A 21,200-nucleotide genomic window follows, 5' to 3' on the forward strand; every position below is an offset into this window, starting at 1 on the left:
GACTCGAGACATAATAAAGCTATAGGCTTAAGAGAAAGGGGTTGGCATAGTGGATAATGCACCATTACCAAATGAAAATGAAGGCCGGCAGGAAGGTAAAAGTTCAACATTAATCGAAAAGATCCAGCAGCTGGGGGCTACTAATGTCCCGCAACTATCTCAGGACTCAAAAATCCATTGTTTGACGATCATTGGACAAATTGAAGGACATATGCAGCTGCCTCCTCAAAATAAAACGACCAAGTATGAACATGTTATCCCACAAATTGTGGCAATTGAACAAAATCCCAATATTGAGGGGCTGCTTGTCATTTTAAATACAGTAGGAGGAGATGTCGAAGCGGGACTAGCCATCGCAGAGATGCTGGCTTCCCTGTCCAAGCCGTCCGTCTCGATTGTACTTGGGGGAGGCCATTCGATCGGTGTGCCGATTGCGGTTTCGTGTGACCATTCCTTTATAGCGGAAACGGCAACGATGACGATTCATCCCATTCGTTTGACAGGTCTAGTCATTGGAGTGCCTCAAACCTTTGAATACTTGGATAAAATGCAGGAAAGGGTCATTAAATTTGTTACACGGCACTCCAATGTTACGGAAGAAAGTTTTAAGGATTTAATGTTTGCTAAAGGAAATTTAACCCGTGATATAGGCACGAATGTAATCGGGGCCGAGGCAGTTGAAATCGGTATGATCGATGATGTAGGAGGAGTAGGCCAAGCCATGAGAAAACTAAATACCTTCATGGAAGAAAGAAGGCCCAAAATTGCCGGGACAGAAGAGGGGCTTCTGCAATGACACTTTATACGATCGTTCCTGAAGAAATCATTTTCCCCCATCACCATGAGAAAACGGCGAATTTAATAGAAATGATCTATAATGGTGTACATGTAATGGTTGAACATGACGGTGGACGCACGTTTCGCATTGATCGAATTGTGAGCACGGATCCTGAAGATTATATGAATGTACACATTCAGCCGGGGGCAGTCATCAATGTGTTCGGACAAATGAATACCTAGTAAAAACGACTAACTAAGGTAAATTATGATATACTGGAATGATAATCAGCAGCCTCTTGGCTGCTTTATTCATTATCTGGACATATTGTCCGACTTAAGAAGAAATGGGATATATATCAAGGACAGGGTCATATTTTTTTGGTATAATCAGCAAGCGAACATTTGTTTCGTGAAGGGAAATCAGGTTGTGATGTTGAATAGGAAAGTTAGAATAGTTTCATGAAGAATCAGGTGATATTATGGCAAAGAAGAAACGCAGAAATAAGAAAAGTACAGAGAAGTTAAAATTAACGCTTAAATATGAATTGATTGGCCTTACTTTAATAGGGTTGGCCATCATAGCCATTGCCAAGCTTGGAGCAGTGGGAAATGGGACGGTCTTTTTAATCCGCTTCTTCATGGGGGAATGGTATATCCTCTTTTTGTTGGGAGCGATTGCTACTGGATTCTATTTGATGATAAAGAGGGAGGTTCCTTACCTGTTAAAACGGCAATTCATCGGGATGTACTTCCTTGTCGCGAGCATGCTCTTGCTAAGTCATGTGACGCTGTTTAACATGCTTGCAGATGGAGGCCCGTTTACGAAGCCCAGCGTGATTTCGAATACATGGGAACTATTCTGGATGGAAGTGACCGGCAAGGCAAGCACAAAGGACCTTGGAGGAGGTATGATTGGAGCGATATTATTTGCAGCCTCATACTTTTTATTCGACGAAGCTGGATCGAAAATCGTTTCATTCCTTTTTATCATCGTAGGTGCCGTGCTATTGACCGGGAAAACTTTAGGTGAAACCCTCGGGAAGTTTTTCATGGGTCTTGGCGGCTTTTTCAAAAAGCAATGGGCTGCATTCAGAGATGATATGAAAACGTGGAATGAAGACAAAAAAGAAAAGAAAAAAAATCCCGTGAAAAAGAAGAAGCGAGAAAAAGATTTGGTGGAAGAAACGGATCAGCCCCTTCATCAAGAAGAGGAAACACAGCAAATGGCGACGGAACGTATCATTTCCAGCTTTGCAGATAAAGCATATAGTGACGAAACTGAAATAATTCCCGTTGCAATGGAACCTGCAGCTGAAAGTACAGAGGAACAGGATGATGCCGTTCTGCCAATGAATTTCACAGAAGTGGAAAATAAAGAATATCTTTTACCGCCCCTTTCACTATTATTGCAGCCCAAGAAAACGGACCAAAGCGGAGAGTACCAATTGATCCATGAAAATGCGGCAAAGCTTGAACGCACTTTTCATAGCTTTGGAGTGAAAGCGAGGGTCACTCAAGTTCATTTAGGGCCAGCCGTAACCAAATATGAAGTGCATCCGGATGTAGGGGTGAAGGTAAGTAAGATTGTCAGCCTATCCGATGACTTGGCCCTTGCACTGGCCGCAAAGGATATTAGGATCGAAGCTCCGATTCCCGGAAAATCGGCTATTGGAATAGAAGTGCCTAACTCCGAAGTGGCGATGGTGTCTTTAAGGGAAGTTTTGGAAGCCAAAGAAGTTGACAAGCCTGACGCAAAACTGCAAATAGGCTTAGGGCGGAATATTTCTGGTGAAGCGGTTAAGGCTGAGCTCAATAAAATGCCGCATTTACTAGTGGCTGGAGCTACTGGCAGCGGGAAATCCGTTTGTATCAACGGGATTATCACGAGTATCTTGATGAGGGCAAAACCGCATGAAGTGAAAATGATGATGATCGATCCAAAAATGGTGGAGCTCAATGTCTATAATGGAATTCCCCATTTACTCGCACCCGTAGTGACAAATCCAAAGAAAGCTGCACAGGCTTTGCAAAAAGTGGTCAGTGAAATGGAAAGGCGATACGAGCTATTTTCTCATTCTGGTACGCGTAATATTGAAGGCTACAACGATTATATTAACCGGCATAACATTGAAGAAGATGCCAAGCAACCGCTCCTGCCTTATATCGTAGTCATTGTCGATGAGCTGGCAGATCTCATGATGGTCGCCTCAAATGATGTAGAGGATGCCATCACACGACTTGCACAAATGGCACGGGCAGCTGGCATCCATTTGATAATTGCCACTCAGCGGCCCTCTGTCGATGTTATTACAGGGGTCATTAAAGCGAACATCCCATCTCGGATTGCTTTTAGTGTTTCATCAATGACCGATTCGAGAACGATTCTGGACATGGGCGGGGCCGAAAAACTGTTGGGACGGGGTGACATGCTCTTCCTGCCTGCAGGAGCTTCAAAACCGGTTCGGGTCCAAGGGGCATTTTTATCCGACAATGAAGTCGAGGAAGTTGTCACATATGTCATTTCACAACAAAAAGCCCAATATAACGAAGAGATGATACCGGATGAAATTGCGGACACTTCAAATGGTGAAGTCGAAGATAGTTTATACGGGGATGCCGTCTCCTTGATCATAGAAATGCAAACCGCATCGGTTTCCATGCTGCAGCGCCGTTTCCGGATTGGCTACACGCGGGCAGCCAGGTTGATTGATGAAATGGAAGCGAGGGGAATTGTCGGTCCGTATGAAGGCAGTAAACCACGAAATGTATTGGTTACTAAAGATGAACAGGATGAAGCGCATTTATCATAGGTAATAAAAAAAACCGGGCTGCAGCCCGGTTTTTTAATTATTCATCGCCTCGTCTAAATGTTTAAGGCAGAAGTCGGCAATCATCGCTTCTTCATCTTCCTCTAAATCGAATTCGAGTGCGCCTTCGTTCCCTTTTTCAAAAATATCATATTTAATCAGTTTGCCTATTTGTTCTTCCACTACAAAAAGCACCCGGATATATAAACCATTTTCTGAAAAGAGCTCATCCTCTTCAGGCACTTCAATATCCAAGAACAACTCGTAACGATCCCCGGTTAAAATTCCGAATGGATCATTCAATTTTTCGATCGTGTATTCTGTAATCTTTAACATCATGTGTACATCCCTTCAAAGAAGATAAATCTTATTATACAGGAAAACAGTATCTTGAAAAGAAAGCTGGCTATTTTCAGTTTACATTTTCAAAATTTTTTATAGTCTGATTTAGGAGAATAATCGTGCAAATTCCGTGGCCGTTCCTAGATTGAAAGACACAGATGAGGGTAATTTCTCCTAAATTCTTTTAAAGTAAATAGTAAAACACTATTTATTTATATCAAAAAAAATGTTATATTATTTTCGATTAGTAGGAATGATTCAACATCAGAGGTCTGATGTCTTAAGAAAGAAATTAGCTGGGGGAAACTGTATGTCAATAAAATCAGATAGTCGACATTTATATTTGCAGGTCATTGATTACCTGAAGCAGGATATTGAAGCAGGAGTCTATCAGGAAAATGAAAAATTCCCTTCAGAATTCGATCTTGCCAAAAAATTGGGAGTGAGTAGGGCGACACTTCGTGAAGCGCTGCGAATTTTAGAAGAAGAAAACATCATCATTCGCCGCCATGGAGTTGGTACTTTTGTCAATCCAAAACCTCGGTTCACTTCAGGTATCGAGCAATTAAAAAGTGTCACGAACATGATTGAAGAGGCAGGAATGAATCCGGGTACGATTTTCTTAAGTTTGACGGCCCAAGAACCTACAGAAGAGGATATTCGCAGGTTTTCTTGTTCAACAGATGAACGCATCGTCATCATCGAACGTGTAAGGACAGCGAATGGGGAGCCGGTTGTCTACTGTGTCGACAAAATTCCTGAATCAATACTATCAGAAAATTTCGACCGTAATGATGAGTCTCTTTTTGATATTTTGGAAAGAGATGCGAATCGAAAAATTACGCATGCCGTAGCAGAGATTGAACCTATTGGATATCACGAGAAAGTTTCTCCTATCCTTAAATGTTCGCCAGAAGCCGCATTACTCGTTCTAAAGCAGATGCATCTGGATGATTGGGACCAGCCTATCCTGTATTCTGTTAACTACTTTAAAGCCAATATGTTCAGCTTTCATGTTCTTCGTAAACGTGTGTAACTCTGCATACGTGTGAATGCAAGCGTTTGTTTCGATTGCGTAAAGTTGATCAAATGCATGTAAAAAAAATTAACGAGAAGTGAAAACGCAAACATGAATGACTTTTCAGAACATTCCTGCTCAAAAAACTATGTAAATTAGGGGGATAAAAATTGAAAAAGCGCAAATTAGGTCTAGCTCTTTCACTTGTTCTTGCAGCCGGTACGCTATTGGGAGCATGTGGTAATTCAGAGAATGATGATAAAGAATCCTCAAATGGTAAAGACAAGAAAGATAACTTCACAGTTGCCATGGTAACTGATACTGGCGGCGTGGATGACGAGTCGTTCAACCAATCCGCTTGGAAAGGAATTCAGGAATTCGGTAAGGACAATGGTTTGGAAAAAGGTAAAGATGGCTTCAACTATCTGCAATCCAAATCTGATGCTGACTACGCTAAAAACCTGAATACGCTTGTACGTGAAGATTACAAACTTATCTATGGTATCGGTTTTCTTTTAGCCGAAGCTGTTGGTGAAGTGGCTGACCAACGTCCGGATTCACAATTTGCAATCGTGGATACGGTTGTGGATAAAAAGAATGTTGCCAGCATTAGTTTTAAAGAGCAGCAAGGATCGTTCCTTGTAGGTGTAATTGCAGGATTGCAAACGAAAACAAACAAGGTAGGTTTTATCGGCGGAGTTGAATCTGAATTAATCAAAAAATTCGAAGTTGGCTTTAAGGCTGGGGTTTTATCTGTAAATCCGGATGCGAAAGTGGAAGTTAAATATGCCGGTGATTTCAATAAAGCCGACATCGGTAAATCCACTGCAGGCTCCATGTATTCTTCAGGCATCGATATCATTTATCATGCTGCTGGAGGAACTGGAAAAGGCGTATTCACTGAAGCTGTAGAGCAAAAGCAAAAAGATCCTAAGAGAGAAATATATGTTATCGGTGTAGATAGCGACCAAGCTAAATTAGGAGCAGTGCCAGGAACTGACGACAATATCACACTGACTTCTATGTTAAAACGTGTTGACGTAGCAGTTAAAGACCTTTCCGAGAAAGCGAAAGAAGGAAACTTCCCAGGTGGAAAAGTAATTGAGTACGGTATCGAAGAAAATGGTGTAGGCATTTCTGATACAAAAGATAACGTTACAGAAGAATCTTTAAAAGCGGTAGAAGAATGGACAGAAAAAATTAAATCAGGTGAATTCGTTGTTCCAGGTACGGATAAGGAATTCGAAAAACTTGATTTATAAGCTGTAATTTAAGAAAGAATAGGGAGGCAGACTTGCCCTCTATTCTTTCTTTTCCCCAATTGCTCTTTGCAACTAAAATATCGAATGAAAAACTATGATAGAATCGTAGTTTTTCATTTGGTTTTTTTGAAAAAATCAAAAAGTTAGGATCAGCAATTAAATAATTAAGATAATTACACTCATTTTAGGAGTTGATAATACGTGGAATATGTAATTGAGATGCTCAATATCCGTAAGGAATTCCCAGGCATCGTGGCAAATGATAACGTTACCCTGCAGGTGAAAAAAGGGGAAATTCACGCATTATTAGGTGAAAATGGCGCGGGTAAATCTACTTTGATGAATGTTTTATTTGGCTTATACCAGCCTGAGCAGGGAGAAATTCGTGTGAATGGTAAGCCAGTCAAGATTACAAGTCCAAACATTGCTAATGAGTTAGGGATTGGAATGGTCCATCAGCATTTTATGCTAGTTGATCCTTTTACAGTAACGGAAAATATAATTTTAGGAAAAGAACCATCAAAAGCGGGTAAGATCGATTTAAAAGAAGCGAGTGAGGAAGTTAGGAAACTATCAGAACAATATCAGCTTAGTGTTGATCCTTATGCAATAATTGCCGATATTTCGATAGGGATGCAGCAGCGGGTCGAAATTCTTAAAACGCTTTACCGAGGAGCGGAGATATTGATTTTTGATGAACCAACCGCTGTGCTGACTCCTCAAGAAATCAAGGAATTGATTAATATTATGAAAGCCCTTATCAAAGAGGGGAAATCCATCATTTTAATTACACACAAACTTAAGGAAATCATGGAGGTTTGTGACCGAGTAACGGTTATACGCAAAGGGCAAGGAATTGGTACAGTGAATGTCAACGAAACGAACCCTAACGAATTGGCCAGCTTAATGGTCGGTAGGGAAGTTCTTTTTAAAACGGAAAAAACGGCAGCTGTCCCTTCTGATGTAGTTCTCGAGGTTCGGGAACTGGAAGTCAAGGATTCCCGGGGAGTTTCGGCAGTTCGGAACTTGGATTTAGCTGTCCGTGCAGGAGAAATTGTCGGAATCGCCGGTGTAGATGGAAATGGTCAATCCGAATTAATCGAAGCATTGGCTGGCCTAAGGAAGACAACAGCAGGTTCCATAAAGCTAAATGGAAAAGAAATCAGGAATCTGAAGCCGCGTAAAATCACTGAAGCAGGCGTCGGCCATATACCAGAAGACAGACATAAGCATGGTTTGGTTCTCGATTACAGCATTGGGGAAAATATTGTCTTGCAAACCTACTATCAAAAGCCTTTCTCAAAAGCTGGTATCTTGAATTCAAAAAAAATATTTGAAAAAGCCCGTTCCTTGATTAAAAGTTACGATGTTCGAACTCCGAGTGAATATACCCCGGCAAGGGCTCTTTCTGGCGGGAATCAGCAAAAAGCAATCATCGGCCGGGAAGTTGATAGGAATCCGGATTTGTTGATTGCCGCACAGCCTACTCGCGGGCTTGATGTAGGAGCGATCGAATTTATCCATAGACGTCTGATTGAACAGCGGGATGCAGGAAAAGCGGTACTCCTCATATCATTTGAATTGGAAGAAATCATGAATGTAAGCGATAAAATTGCCGTTATATACGAAGGGGAAATCGTCGCAATCGTCGATCCGAAAGAAACGACTGAACAGGAGCTGGGTCTTCTTATGGCCGGCAGTAAACGGACGGAAGCAGGTGGGAAACAAAATGTCTAAGTATTTATCTAAATTAACCAGTCCGTTAATAGCGGTTATCCTCGGCTTAGTCGTTGGGGCCATAATCATGTTAGTAAGCGGCTATGACCCAATTGCCGGCTATGGCTCTATGATAAACGGGATTATTGGGGATTCGTATTATGTAGGGGAATCCGTCAGGACAATCATTCCTTATATCCTAGCTGGTTTGGCAGTGGCTTTTGCTTTTCGTACGGGCCTATTCAATATCGGCGTTGAAGGGCAATTGATTGTTGGCTGGCTTGCGGCAGTTTGGGTCGGAATTGCTTTCGAGCTTCCTAGGATTATACATTTGCCGTTGGCAATCTTAGCTGGGGCAGCTGCTGGTGCCTTGTGGGCATTCATCCCTGGTTATTTAAAAGCGAAGTTTCGTGTGCATGAAGTAATCGTTTCTATCATGTTGAATTATACAGCTTTATATGTAACGAATTACTTAATCCGGAATGTTATGACAGAAAAGCTGGATAAAACAGAAAGAATTGCTGATACAGCATCACTTCGGTCTCCTTTTTTTGAAAGCATTACGGATTTTTCCCGGATGCATTGGGGGATAGTGGTAGCGATAATCTGCGTCATCATCATGTGGTTCATTCTCGAAAGGACAAAAACGGGATTTGAACTGAAAGCGGTAGGTTTTAATCAGCACGCTTCCGAATATGCAGGGATGAGCGTAAATAAGAACATCATCCTTTCCATGGTTATTTCGGGTGCGTTTGCAGGACTTGCGGGTGCTATGGAAGGCCTTGGAACTTTTGGTTATGCAGCGGTCAAAGGTGGATTCACAGGTATGGGCTTTGACGGGATTGCGGTAGCCTTACTTGGAGCGAATACGGCTATTGGTGTTGTTCTCGCAGCCTTATTATTTGGGGGACTGAAAGCAGGGGCCTTAAATATGCCGCTAGAAACTGGCATACCAAGTGAAATTGTAGATATTGTCATAGCATTGATTATTTTCTTCGTCGCATCCAGTTATTTTATTCGTTGGATTGCCGCTCGATTTAAGAAAGGGGTGAAATAAGTGGATTTTTACCAAGTGTTACAAATTATTATTCCTTCTATGATTGCTCTAGCTGCTCCACTTATTTTTACTTCACTCGGAGGAGTATTTTCTGAACGAGCAGGTGTCATAAACATCGGTTTAGAAGGATTGATGGTCATTGGTGCCTTTACAGGGATTGTTTTTAACTTAATGTTCGCTGATGTCTTTGGAGAATGGACTCCTTGGCTTGCAGTCTTGGCGGCTATGATCGCTGGCTTGCTATTTTCCATTCTACACGCTGTGGCATGCATTACGTTCAGGGCGGACCAAACGGTTAGTGGGGTCGCCATCAACTTATTGGCAATAGGTCTAACCATGTTTTTGGTGAAGTTGATTTTTGATAAAGGACAAACTGACAGAATCACAGAAACATTCCCAAGGATTGATGTTCCATTATTAAGTGATATTCCATTTATAGGACCTATCTTTTTCGCAAATGGTTATTATATCGTATATATAGCGGTTCTAATATCATTTGTCGTTTGGTATGTACTATATAAAACACCATTTGGTTTAAGGATTCGGGCGGTTGGGGAGCATCCCATGGCTGCTGACACGATGGGTGTCAATGTTACGAAAATCCGATATGCCGCCGTTTTATTATCAGGTGCTTTTGGCGGTATCGGCGGAGCGATTTATGCTACCATCTTTTCGAATGAATTCAATCATGCGACAATAAATGGTCAAGGTTTCATGGCCATCGCCGCCATGATTTTTGGTAAGTGGCACCCAATCGGGGCAATGGGTGCAGCGTTATTCTTTGGTTTGGCTCAAAGTTTAAGTATCGTTGGCTCGAGCCTTCCTTTCTTCAAGGATATTCCATCGGTTTACCTCTTGATCGCTCCTTATGTTCTGACGATCATTGCACTAACTGGTTTCATTGGACGTGCAGATGCTCCAAAAGCATCCGGACAGCCATACATCAAAGGAAAAAGATAAGTTACTTAACCGGTCAGCAAACTTTGCTGACCGGTTTTTCCTTTTATATAAGCAGAAGTTCGGGCCTTATTGATGGAGATCTGGTGAAAAACCAAAAAAAGTAGCTGTAACTTGCATGATTTTTCCTTTCACATGTATATTTTAAGTAGATGTTTAAAAGGGTTCAGATCTACAAACAATAAGCTAATAAAGGTGATTTATATAATGAGGAGGATTATTCATGTCTATTGCTTCCGATACAATTACGGAAAAAAGCGGCTACAAGCTTCATGTGGTCCGTACGGGTAAATATAAAACGAATACTCTCGTGCTGAAGATGAAAGCCCCTTTGACAAAAGAGGAAGTTACATATCGTGCATTGCTGCCATATGTGTTACAAAGCAACACAAGTAAATATCCTACAACACCCGAGCTTCGATCTTATCTTGATGATTTATATGGGGCAGGGTTTTATGTCGATGTAGCTAAAAAAGGTGAATATCAAATCATAAGTTTTACGATCGATATCGTCAATGAAAAATTCCTCAGTGATTCAACGCCGCTTCTGGAAAAGGCTTTTGGATTACTATCAGAGGTGATCTTTCATCCGAAAACGAATGGCGAAGCCTTTGACTCTAAAACGGTTTCCAATGAAATCCGTTCTTTAAAACAGCGAATTCAATCCATTTCCGATGACAAAATGCGATATTCAGCTACTCGGCTTGTAGAGGAAATGTGCAAAAACGAACCATATGCTTTAGAAGCGAGCGGTAACATACAAGACTTGGAAACGATAACGCCTGAGTCCCTTTTCGCTTATTATAAAAAAATTCTGACTGAGGATGAAATCGATTTATATGTGATCGGTGATATCGATGAAGCAGAAGTAGAGGCTCTAGCTGATAAGTATGTGTCACTAGAAGAACGAGTGCCGGTGAGCCTGCCAAGGAAGACGGGCAAGGTAGTGGAGATGGAGAAGGAAAAAGAGATCATAGAAAATTCGGATGTGAAACAAGGGAAATTGAATATCGGTTATCGAACCCATGTTGCATATGGTGATCCGGATTATTATGCACTTCAGCTATTCAATGGTATTTTTGGTGGGTTTTCACATTCAAAACTTTTCATTAATGTCAGGGAGAAAGCCAGCCTTGCTTATTACGCAGCTTCAAGGCTCGAAAGCCATAAAGGTCTGTTAATGGTCATGGCCGGCATCGAAAATGCCAACTACAAGCAAGCACTGGAGATCATTCATGCACAAATGAAGGAAATGAAGCAAGGGAACTTTTCTGAAGAAGAACTGGCACAGACAAAGGCGGTCGTCAAGAACCAGCTCCTTGAAACGATAGACGTTTCGAGAGGACTGGTAGAAATTTTATATCATAATGTGGTTTCCGGGCAGAATATACCACTCGACGAGTGGTTTGCAAAAACAGAACGGACGACAAAGGAAGAAATCATTGCCGTAGGTCAAAAGATTCAGCTTGATACGATTTACTTCCTAACAGAAGCGGAGGTGCAAGGGTAATGGAGAAAATAGCATTCACTCAATTGAAAGAGGAACTTTTCCATGAAAAAATGGATAATGGCCTCGAAGTATATATTCTTCCGAAAAGTGGGTTCAATAAATCATTTGCGACGTTCACGACCAATTATGGTTCAGTCGACAACCATTTCAAACCATTGAATCAAACGGAATTCTCTAAAGTACCCGATGGTATTGCCCATTTTCTTGAACATAAGCTTTTTGAAAAGGAAGATGGCGATGTTTTTCAGCAATTTTCAAAGCAGGGAGCTTCTGCAAATGCTTTTACTTCCTTCACCCGTACAGCTTATTTATTTTCAAGCACGTCCGATTTCGATAGGAATCTAACGACTTTAATCGACTTTGTCCAGGATCCTTACTTTTCGGAAAAGACGGTAGAGAAGGAAAAAGGGATCATTGGGCAGGAAATCAATATGTATGATGATAATTCAGACTGGCGGTTATATTTCGGGACGATAGCCAATATGTATCATCAACATCCAGTGAAAATTGATATTGCCGGTACTGTGGAATCGATTGCTGATATTACCAAAGATATGCTTTACGAATGTTATAATACGTTTTATCATCCTAGCAACATGCTCTTATTCGTTGTAGGACCGGTAGAAGTCGAAAGTACCATGAAGCTGATTCGGGATAATCAAAATAATAAAGGGTACAACGAACAGCCTGAGGTGGAACGTAAATTTGACCAAGAGCCGGAAACCGTTGCCAAGGATAAGGAAATCTTAAAAATGAATGTCCAGACACCGAAAGTGATGCTGGGCATCAAGGCCATCAATGTCCATCAATCCGGTTCACAGCTTTTGAAAAGGGAATTGGCGACCAATATTTATTTGGAAATGCTGTTTGGCAAGAGTTCACCTTTGCATGAGGAGCTATACGAGAAAGGGTTGATCGATCAAAGCTTCTCCTATGATTATACACAGGAACAAGGTTTTGGGTTTGCGTTAATTGGCGGGGACAGTGCCAAACCTGATGAGTTGACCGAGTCTTTATTTGCTATCCTGCAAAAATCAAAAGCAGGAACAGGCTTGAATGAAGAAAGCCTGCAAAGGACGATCAAGAAAAAAATCGGTTCTTTCCTTCGTTCTCTGAATTCGCCGGAATATATAGCGAACCAATTCACCAGATATGCTTTCAATGATATGAACCTGTTCGATGTGGTGTCAGTATTGGAAAAACTAAAGATGGAAGATATCAGGAACGTCGCCAATGACTTAATATCCGAAGAACGGATGACTGTCTGTCAGGTACTTCCTAAATAATATAAAAGGGGGCGGGAATGTGGGGAAACGTTTTGCCCTTATTACTGGAGCCAGTGGAGGAATCGGCAGGGAAATCGCTATAAAGCTCGCTGAGGAGAATTATTCACTTTATTTACATTATAACAGCAATGAAGAAGCGATCCTTGAACTAATTGAAGAACTGAAGCCTCATCAAGTAGAACTTATTCCGGTTCAAGCAGATTTGGCTGCACCGGACGGCTACAAGAAATTGGCGGAAAATATTTTTGCCCTTCATGCAATCGTCCTAAATAGTGGCAATAGTTATTATGGGCTCATATCGGACATGGATGAGAAAATCGTCAATGAAATGGTCCAGTTGCATGTAACGAGCCCTTTCCAATTAACAAAGGAACTTCTTCCTAAGCTGATGTACCAAGAACAGGCCGCCATTGTTGCGGTCACATCCATTTGGGGGCAGACGGGTGCATCTTGTGAAGTATTATATTCAATGGTCAAGGGCAGTCAAAATGCTTTTATCAAGGCGCTTAGCAAAGAAGTATCCCTTAATGGAATCCGGGTGAATGCCGTTGCCCCCGGTGCGATTTCCACTTCCATGCTCGAATCCTTCAGTGCTGAAGATTTGGAAATCATCAAAGGTGATATCCCAATGGGCAGGATGGGCAATTCGAAAGAAGTCGCCGAGGCCGTATATTATTTGCTTTCTGACAAGTCATCTTATATAACTGGACAAATCTTAGGCGTAAATGGTGGATGGTACACATGATTTTTTTAAAGACATGTATAATTTCCTCGGTTCCTTCACAAAATATCTTTGTACTATTTTGAAGGAAAGGGTGACCATTCATGTCTGTACTAGACAATTGGGATCAATGGAAAAATTTCTTAGGCGACAGATTAAATCAAGGTGAACAACAAGGTTTGTCAGAAGGTGCTGTTAACAACTTGGCTTACGAAATCGGTGATTACCTTGCTAAGCAGGTTGAGCCCCAGAATGATCAAGAGAAAGTACTTGCTGATCTTTGGTCGGTCGCAAGCGATCAAGAAAAACATGCCATGGCAAGCGTTATGGTCAAGTTAGTCGAGAACAATGGATCAAAGTAAAATATCAATCCAAAGGCCCTGTTATTAATTAACAGGGCCTTTGGATTGAAGTTGATCACTATTTATCCTCTTATATAAAAATGAATATTTTTATAGGGTTTTTCCTTTTAACTTATCCCGAAATGCTATATTATAGAAGCTAGACAATAATAATTAATGGGTGCAAATCTTGAAATTTACGGTGGATAAGTTTTGCCCCGGATGTTGGGTAAAAGCTTTTAGGCTTAAGGAGTGTTATCGTGGAGAATAAAGAATGGTATTTTGAATATGAAATTCAAGTGAACCGTCCTGGTTTATTAGGGGATATTTCCTCCCTGCTGGGTATGCTGTCCATCAATATCATCACTATTAACGGGGTCGATGAAGGCAGGCGTGGTTTACTTTTGTTGGCGAAAGACAGCCGTAATATAGAAAGATTCGAATCAATCCTCCATACGATGGATACGATAAAGGTCATTAAGCTGCGGGAACCTAAATTGCGTGATCGTCTCGCTGTCAGGCATGGCCGTTATATTCAGCGCGATGCTGATGAGAAGAACACTTTTAGGTTTGTCCGTGATGAGCTAGGCTTGCTTGTCGATTTCATGGCCGAGCTATTTAAACAGGAAGGTCATAAATTAATCGGGATACGAGGCATGCCACGTGTCGGGAAAACTGAATCTATCGTTGCTTCGAGTGTATGTGCTAATAAGAGATGGTTGTTTGTGTCATCGACCCTTTTGAAGCAGACTATCCGCAGTCAGCTTATTGAGGATGAATATAATAATGATAATTTGTTCATTTTAGATGGAATTGTTTCCACTCGCCGTGCAAATGAGCGTCATTGGCAGTTGATTCGCGAAATAATGAGGCTTGATGCTGTTAAAGTCATTGAACATCCGGATGTTTTTGTCCAAAATACGGAGTATACCCTAGAAGACTTTGATTATATTATTGAATTGCGAAACAATCCAGAAGAAGAAATAACATATGAAGTTGTAGACCAAAAAGACCAGTTTTCAGGGTCCGATTTTGGTTCCTTTGACTTTTAAAATGGCAGGTGTTTTATTTGACTGAGTTAGGTAATCGATTAAAGGAAGCTAGGGAAGCAAAAGGTCTTAGCCTAGAAGATTTACAGGAATTAACGAAGATTCAAAAGCGTTACCTCATTGGCATTGAAGAAGGAAATTACAGTATGATGCCTGGAAAGTTCTATGTACGGGCATTCATAAAGCAATATTGTGAAGCGGTCGGGGTGGATTCAGAAGAGATTTTTGAACAATATAAGAGTGAAGTGCCCTCAGTCTATAGCGAGGAATTGCCAGAACAGCTTTCAAGGGTCCAATCCAGAAAAACGATACCGGCAGGGGATTCGAAGGTTGTAGAAATGTTACCGAAGATCTTGGCTGTCGTTTTAGTAATTGGTGTGGCCGTTTTGATATGGGTACTGGTATTGAACTATATGGGTAACCCAGATAATGATGATAAAAAGAACGCTAAAGAGAATGCAGCCGTGGGCTACAATAAAAGTGATGGGTTTAACGAAGAAAAAGAGAATGCAGACAAGAAACAGAATGAAGTAAAACCAGATTCATCTGATAAGAAGACTGAAGATGAATCAGATGTTAAAGATGAAAAGAAAGAGCAAAAACTTAGCGTCATCAGTTCCACCGGTAAAAATAGTACGTATGAATTAAAAGATACGGATACCTTTAAATTAAAGGTGACTTCCAAAGGCTCACCATGGGTTGGCATAAAAAATGGTGAAGGTAAATTACTATTCCAGGGCACCATCGACAAGAACAAAAGCCAGGAAGTTGATTTCACCAATGAAAAAGAAGCTGTCATCAATGTTGGCAGAGCGTATGAAACGGAAATTTTTGTGAATGATGAGAAGCTGGAGTATTCCATTTCACCGACTGAAGTGAATACGCAATTGGTAACGATACAATTTACGAAAGCCGAATAGTCATCTTATAGATGACTATTTTTTCTCTATATAATTCAGGCGGGAAATGGTCCACCCGGCATATTAGATTGTATTTTGAGTTAAATTATACATATAAGCATTATGTTAAGATCTAAAACGCATTGCCGAAATGGCAGGCGTAAATTTTGGAGGTTAAAAGTTTTGAATTTGCCTAATAAGATTACAGTAGCAAGAATCTGTTTAATACCAGTATTTTTAATTATCATGCTCGTACCTTTTTCATGGGGGACGTTGACTTGGGGAGAATACAGTTTGCCAGTGGCGCACCTAGCTGGAGCCATCCTCTTTATTATCGCTTCTACTACGGATTGGATCGATGGCCATTTTGCCAGAAAATATAATATGATTACTGATTTAGGGAAATTTTTAGATCCATTGGCTGATAAGCTTCTGGTTTCGGCTGCCCTAATTGTTTTGGTTGATCTGGATTTAATGTACGGTCAGTCTTGGATTGCCATCGTGATCATAAGTCGTGAGTTTGCCGTGACCGGTTTGCGTTTGGTATTAGCGGGTACAGGCGAAGTGGTTGCAGCGAACCAGCTTGGTAAAATTAAAACATGGGCACAAATCGTTTCTATTTCAGCATTATTGCTGCATAACCTTCCGTTTGCCCTCATTTCACTTCCGTTTGCTAATATCGCATTATGGATTGCATTAATCTTTACAATATGGTCAGGTTTGGATTATTTTATAAAAAACAAAGAAGTATTTGTTAATTCTAAGTAAAACGAATGGTGGTTTTGAAAAGATGGATGCAGAAATCATTGCAGTGGGCTCAGAGCTTCTTTTAGGACAAATCAATAACACTAATGGAAGATTCTTATCGCAGCAGTTTGCGGAAATGGGGATCAATGTTTTTTACCATACTGTGGTTGGGGATAACGACCGACGATTGCAACAAGCTATAGAAATCGCTGAATCAAGGGCGAACTTGATTGTCTTTACCGGTGGACTCGGTCCTACCAAAGATGATTTAACGAAGGAAACGATTGCTCGCCATATAGGGAAAAAGCTGGTTTTTAATGATGAAGCTTTGCAATCCATTGAAGCTTACTTCCAAAAGCGGGAACGGACCATGACGGAAAACAACAAAAAGCAGGCCCTTGTCTTAGAAGGCAGTGAAGTGTTGGCAAACGATCATGGCATGGCACCGGGAATGGTCTTGTCCAAATCCGGGATTACATATATGCTCCTGCCTGGGCCGCCAAGTGAAATGGAGCCGATGTTTTTAAGTTATGGTTATGAATCGATCATGAATAAATTGGAAAAGCATGAACGGATCGATTCCAAGGTTCTTCGGTTTTACGGGATAGGTGAAGCCGAACTGGAAACGGTGATTGAAGATCTCCTTGTCAATCAAACGAATCCGACAATTGCTCCGTTGGCAGCCGAAGGGGAAGTGACGTTAAGGATCACCGCTAAAGACTCTTCTAAAGAAAAATGCGAAGAGCTTATTTTAGAAGCGGAAAAAGAAATTCTTAGCAGGGTAGGTAAGTTCTATTATGGAAGTGATAATACTTCGCTAATAAAGGAACTTGTAAAAGAATTGACGGTCCGCAAGCTTTCGATCGCGGCAGCCGAAAGTTTGACCGGAGGGATGTTCCAAGAACAGCTGACAACCATCCCAGGCGCCGGTAAAGTCTTCAAAGGCGGTATTGTCAGCTATACGAATGATGCGAAGTCGAATGTCCTCGGCGTCAGTGATAATACCATCTCCGAGCATGGGGTGGTCAGCGGTGAGTGTGCAATGGAAATGGCCTCTAATGTCCGGAAAAAGCTCGATGCGGATGTAGGCATAAGCTTTACGGGTGTCGCAGGGCCGGATGAACAAGAAGGCAAGCCTGTAGGGACAGTATTTATCGGCATTTCATATCGGGATGGAAACACTCATTTCAAAGAGTTGAACCTTTCCGGAAGCAGGGCGCAGAACCGTATTCGCAGTGTGAAGTACGGATGTCATTACCTATTAAGGGATTTATGAACGCTGAAGCAGAGCTTTTTACAGCTCTGCTTTTTATTTGGTTCAAGAAGTTTGTTTCTTGAAAAAAAGGGAAAAAAGAAAAAAGTTAATTCAATGAAAATGTTTTTTTTAGGGAGTAAGTGAAAGGAAATGGAGATTTCATTAAGATAAAAAGCTTTTTTACAAAGAATATCCCGCAAGAAAAAAACGAATGAATGTTCGACTTTTTGCTTGGCAAAATAGTAAAAAGAGTATATAGTAAAGATAGGTTTTGAGACAGGATGCAAACCTTGATCTCAAATAAATTGCTAACGTAAGTACACCTTTAATCGGACAGCCGATTATTTGAATATAGAGGAGGAAATTGAGTGAGTGATCGTCAAGCGGCTTTAGATATGGCGTTAAAACAAATTGAAAAACAATTTGGTAAAGGTTCTATTATGAAACTTGGGGAACAGACTGATCGTAGGATTTCAACGATTTCAAGCGGTTCTTTAGCATTGGACGTAGCATTGGGAGTGGGCGGATATCCAAGAGGCCGGGTCATTGAGATATATGGACCTGAAAGCTCCGGTAAAACGACTGTTGCCTTACATGCTATTGCAGAAGTACAAAAAACTGGAGGCACGGCTGCATTCATTGATGCCGAGCATGCTTTAGATCCAGCGTATTCAGAAAAACTTGGTGTGAATATTGATGAGTTACTGCTTTCGCAGCCTGATACTGGTGAACAAGCCTTAGAGATCGCTGAAGCGTTAGTTCGAAGTGGAGCGGTAGATATCATTGTCATTGACTCGGTGGCAGCACTTGTTCCTAAAGCTGAAATAGAAGGCGAAATGGGAGATTCCCATATGGGTCTTCAAGCCCGGATGATGTCTCAGGCACTTAGAAAACTGTCTGGTGCCATTAATAAATCAAATACCATTGCCATTTTCATTAACCAAGTACGTGAAAAAATCGGTGTTATGTTTGGAAATCCAGAAACGACTCCGGGAGGCCGGGCATTGAAGTTCTATTCAACAGTTCGTCTGGAAGTGCGTCGTGCGGAACAATTAAAACAAGGTAATGAAATCGTCGGTAATAAAACCAAAATCAAAGTTGTAAAAAACAAAGTTGCTCCACCATTCCGTCAAGCAGAAGTTGACATCATGTATGGTCAAGGGATTTCCCAGGAAGGTGAAATCATCGATATGGGTGCAGATCTTGATATCGTCCTTAAAAGCGGATCGTGGTACTCATACAATGAAGAGCGTGTCGGACAAGGCCGCGAAAATGCGAAGCTGTTCTTGAAAGAAAATAAGGATATCGCTCTGGAAATTTCTCAGAAAATCAGAGATCACTATAATCTTGATGGAGAGCATGAATTACCACCAGAAGAAAATGAAACAGAAGAGCATTTTGAATTACTTGATTAATGGTAGGAAAAGGCCTAAGCTTGTTCGCTTAGGCCTTTTCTATATATTGTGAGAAAAGTGCGAAATTTTCAGCGGATTAAATGGCATTGAAAACAGATATCCAGACTTCTTCCATAATGAATGCTGTAGTTAATGATGGTTGATATTAAGAAAACTTGAATAATCATTGATACATAAGGGACAAACGCTTGACAATAAAAATTCTCAACTATACAATTAATATGTATATTTTACAATTTTTCAAACTAAAATTTTGAAAATTAAGTGCTGTATATTGAATTTATGTGCAATGTACTTGCCGACAGTTCAACATTTTATGTAAAAAGTTCATAGCAAGGGGAGGTGAAACGATGGAACCCATGACAATCATCTTCACTTTGCTTGGCCTAATCGTCGGTGCAGTTGTTGGTTATTTTATTCACAAATCAAAATTTGAGAGTAAAATAGCAGGGGCAAAGGGCTCTGCGGAACACATCCTTGAGGATGCAAAACGTGAAGCGGAAGCACTTAAGAAAGAAGCCTTGTTGGAAGCAAAAGATGAAATTCATAAAGTTCGTTCCGATTCGGATCGGGAATCCCGTGAAAGAAGGAACGAATTACAAAAACAAGAAAATCGGTTATTGCAAAGAGAAGAGAATCTGGACCGCAAGGATGAAACGTTAGACAAACGTGAAAGCCTTTTGGAGAAAAAAGAAGATTCTCTAAACCAAAGACAACAGCATATTGAAGAGATGGAAAGCAAAGTGGACGAGACGGTTCGTAAGCAGCAAACAGAGCTTGAACGTGTTTCCGGTTTAACTCGTGAAGAAGCTAAAGCAATCATTATAGACCGAATGGAAAACGAGCTGGCTCACGATGTAGCGCTTATGATTAAAGAAAGTGATACCCGTGCCAAAGAAGAAGCTGATAAAAAAGCAAAAGAAGTTCTTTCTCTTGCCATTCAGCGTTGTGCGGCTGATCATGTTGCAGAAACCACCGTTTCTGTAGTAAATCTTCCAAACGATGAAATGAAAGGACGGATTATCGGACGTGAAGGACGAAATATCCGGACGTTAGAAACGCTAACAGGTATTGACCTTATTATCGATGATACTCCTGAAGCTGTCATTTTATCTGGATTTGATCCAATTAGACGGGAAACGGCACGCTTGGCTCTTGAAAAACTTGTTCAGGACGGACGGATCCATCCGGCTCGAATTGAAGAAATGGTTGACAAAGCAAGACGTGAGGTAGATGAACATATTCGTGAAATTGGTGAACAAACAACTTTTGAAGTTGGAGTTCACGGTCTTCATCCAGATCTCATCAAAATACTAGGGCGTTTGAAGTTCCGTACAAGTTATGGGCAAAACGTACTTAAGCATTCAATTGAAGTGGCCCAGCTTTCAGGTTTACTGGCCGCTGAGCTTGGTGAGGATGAGGTTCTTGCCCGCCGTGCAGGTTTATTGCATGATATTGGGAAAGCGATTGATCATGAAGTGGAAGGCAGTCACGTTGAAATTGGCGTTGAATTAGCAACCAAATATAAAGAGCATCCAACGGTCATTAACAGCATCGCTTCACATCATGGCGATACGGAACCAACTTCCATCATTTCAGTTCTTGTGGCTGCCGCTGACGCATTATCAGCTGCAAGACCAGGTGCTAGAAGTGAAACGCTTGAAAATTACATTAGAAGACTTGAAAAACTTGAGGAAATTTCCGAATCCTATGACGGAGTGGAAAAATCATTTGCGATTCAAGCCGGACGTGAAGTGCGGATTCTAGTGAAACCAGAACAAATCGATGATCTTTCGGCTCATCGACTCGCACGTGATATCCGAAAAAGGATTGAAGAAGAGCTCGATTATCCAGGTCATATAAAAGTTACGGTCATCCGTGAAACAAGAGCAGTCGAATACGCCAAATAAATTGTTAATGAAAGACGAAGTGGTGCAAACCACTTCGTTTTTCTTTTTCCGATATTAATCGTTAAGCGTAATTCCTATAATTACCCCAAATTATGTTACAATACATACTTGAATAATTCATATAATTA

General features: G+C 41.0%; 19 protein-coding genes. 18 read left to right on the plus strand and 1 reads right to left on the minus strand.

Annotated elements, in window-relative coordinates; all coding sequences use genetic code 11:
- Positions 1–46: 46 nt before the first annotated feature.
- From ABIE66_RS08750 to ABIE66_RS08760, 3 genes are all read left to right on the plus strand, one after another.
- Positions 47–796 carry a ClpP family protease gene (locus tag ABIE66_RS08750; protein WP_370017004.1) on the plus strand — a complete coding sequence of 250 codons (750 nt, stop codon included), beginning with the start codon at positions 47–49 and terminating at the stop codon, positions 794–796.
- The gene (locus tag ABIE66_RS08755) at positions 793–1,020 is read left to right on the plus strand and encodes a YlzJ-like family protein (RefSeq protein ID WP_289317112.1); all 228 of its coding nucleotides are present in this window, start codon (positions 793–795) and stop codon (positions 1,018–1,020) included. The genes ABIE66_RS08750 and ABIE66_RS08755 overlap by 4 nt, the downstream gene beginning before the upstream one ends.
- A 239-nt stretch (positions 1,021–1,259) precedes the next feature.
- Positions 1,260–3,590, plus strand: coding sequence for a DNA translocase FtsK (locus tag ABIE66_RS08760; protein WP_289335897.1), 2,331 nt, complete (start codon positions 1,260–1,262; stop codon positions 3,588–3,590).
- Between the two features lie 33 nt (positions 3,591–3,623).
- Here ABIE66_RS08760 and ABIE66_RS08765 read toward each other — a convergent pair whose 3' ends face one another.
- Positions 3,624–3,923, minus strand: coding sequence for a DUF6509 family protein (locus tag ABIE66_RS08765; protein WP_370014420.1), 300 nt, complete (start codon positions 3,921–3,923; stop codon positions 3,624–3,626).
- Positions 3,924–4,239: 316 nt separating this feature from the next.
- Between ABIE66_RS08765 and ABIE66_RS08770 the strand changes: the two genes are divergently transcribed.
- The 15 genes from ABIE66_RS08770 to rny all read left to right on the plus strand — a co-directional run bounded on the left by ABIE66_RS08770 (position 4,240) and on the right by rny (position 21,072).
- Positions 4,240–4,965, plus strand: coding sequence for a GntR family transcriptional regulator (locus ABIE66_RS08770; RefSeq protein WP_289324429.1), 726 nt, complete (start codon positions 4,240–4,242; stop codon positions 4,963–4,965).
- Positions 4,966–5,117: 152 nt separating this feature from the next.
- The gene (locus ABIE66_RS08775) at positions 5,118–6,209 is read left to right on the plus strand and encodes a BMP family lipoprotein (protein WP_289324430.1); all 1,092 of its coding nucleotides are present in this window, start codon (positions 5,118–5,120) and stop codon (positions 6,207–6,209) included.
- A 201-nt stretch (positions 6,210–6,410) separates the two neighbouring features.
- Positions 6,411–7,946 (plus strand): ABC transporter ATP-binding protein, encoded by a 1,536-nt coding sequence (locus tag ABIE66_RS08780; protein ID WP_370014421.1) that lies wholly within the window; start codon positions 6,411–6,413, stop codon positions 7,944–7,946.
- On the plus strand, positions 7,939–8,982 hold the full coding sequence (locus ABIE66_RS08785) for an ABC transporter permease (RefSeq protein ID WP_289317106.1): 1,044 nt from the start codon (positions 7,939–7,941) through the stop codon (positions 8,980–8,982). Before ABIE66_RS08780 ends, ABIE66_RS08785 begins: the two co-directional genes overlap by 8 nt.
- A complete protein-coding gene (locus tag ABIE66_RS08790) occupies positions 8,983–9,942 on the plus strand; it encodes an ABC transporter permease (RefSeq protein WP_289317105.1) in 960 nt (319 codons plus the stop codon). It begins immediately after the preceding gene.
- A gap of 220 nt (positions 9,943–10,162) precedes the next feature.
- Entirely contained in the window at positions 10,163–11,449 is a 1,287-nt protein-coding gene (gene yfmF / locus ABIE66_RS08795) for an EF-P 5-aminopentanol modification-associated protein YfmF (protein ID WP_370014422.1), read from the plus strand.
- Positions 11,449–12,735 (plus strand): EF-P 5-aminopentanol modification-associated protein YfmH, encoded by a 1,287-nt coding sequence (gene yfmH / locus ABIE66_RS08800; protein WP_289317103.1) that lies wholly within the window; start codon positions 11,449–11,451, stop codon positions 12,733–12,735. Before yfmF ends, yfmH begins: the two co-directional genes overlap by 1 nt.
- Positions 12,736–12,754: 19 nt before the next feature.
- Positions 12,755–13,480, plus strand: coding sequence for an elongation factor P 5-aminopentanone reductase (gene ymfI / locus ABIE66_RS08805; protein WP_289324433.1), 726 nt, complete (start codon positions 12,755–12,757; stop codon positions 13,478–13,480).
- A gap of 80 nt (positions 13,481–13,560) precedes the next feature.
- The gene (locus ABIE66_RS08810; RefSeq protein ID WP_289324434.1) at positions 13,561–13,818 is read left to right on the plus strand and encodes a DUF3243 domain-containing protein; all 258 of its coding nucleotides are present in this window, start codon (positions 13,561–13,563) and stop codon (positions 13,816–13,818) included.
- 239 nt (positions 13,819–14,057) lie between these two features.
- Entirely contained in the window at positions 14,058–14,849 is a 792-nt protein-coding gene (locus tag ABIE66_RS08815) for a DUF3388 domain-containing protein (RefSeq protein WP_289324435.1), read from the plus strand.
- Positions 14,850–14,857: 8 nt separating this feature from the next.
- A complete protein-coding gene (locus ABIE66_RS08820; protein ID WP_370014423.1) occupies positions 14,858–15,766 on the plus strand; it encodes a helix-turn-helix domain-containing protein in 909 nt (302 codons plus the stop codon).
- 162 nt (positions 15,767–15,928) lie between these two features.
- Positions 15,929–16,513: a CDP-diacylglycerol--glycerol-3-phosphate 3-phosphatidyltransferase gene (gene pgsA / locus ABIE66_RS08825; RefSeq protein WP_034313524.1), complete on the plus strand. Its 585-nt coding sequence runs from the start codon at positions 15,929–15,931 to the stop codon at positions 16,511–16,513.
- Between the two features lie 22 nt (positions 16,514–16,535).
- A complete protein-coding gene (locus ABIE66_RS08830) occupies positions 16,536–17,768 on the plus strand; it encodes a competence/damage-inducible protein A (protein ID WP_370017005.1) in 1,233 nt (410 codons plus the stop codon).
- A gap of 347 nt (positions 17,769–18,115) precedes the next feature.
- Entirely contained in the window at positions 18,116–19,162 is a 1,047-nt protein-coding gene (gene recA / locus ABIE66_RS08835) for a recombinase RecA (RefSeq protein ID WP_370014424.1), read from the plus strand.
- Positions 19,163–19,512: 350 nt separating this feature from the next.
- Complete coding sequence (gene rny / locus ABIE66_RS08840) at positions 19,513–21,072, plus strand: ribonuclease Y (RefSeq protein ID WP_289317097.1); 1,560 nt, start codon at positions 19,513–19,515, stop codon at positions 21,070–21,072.
- Positions 21,073–21,200: the final 128 nt, after the last annotated feature.

Source organism: Peribacillus sp. B2I2 (assembly GCF_041261685.1).
Lineage (GTDB): Bacteria > Bacillota > Bacilli > Bacillales > DSM-1321 > Peribacillus.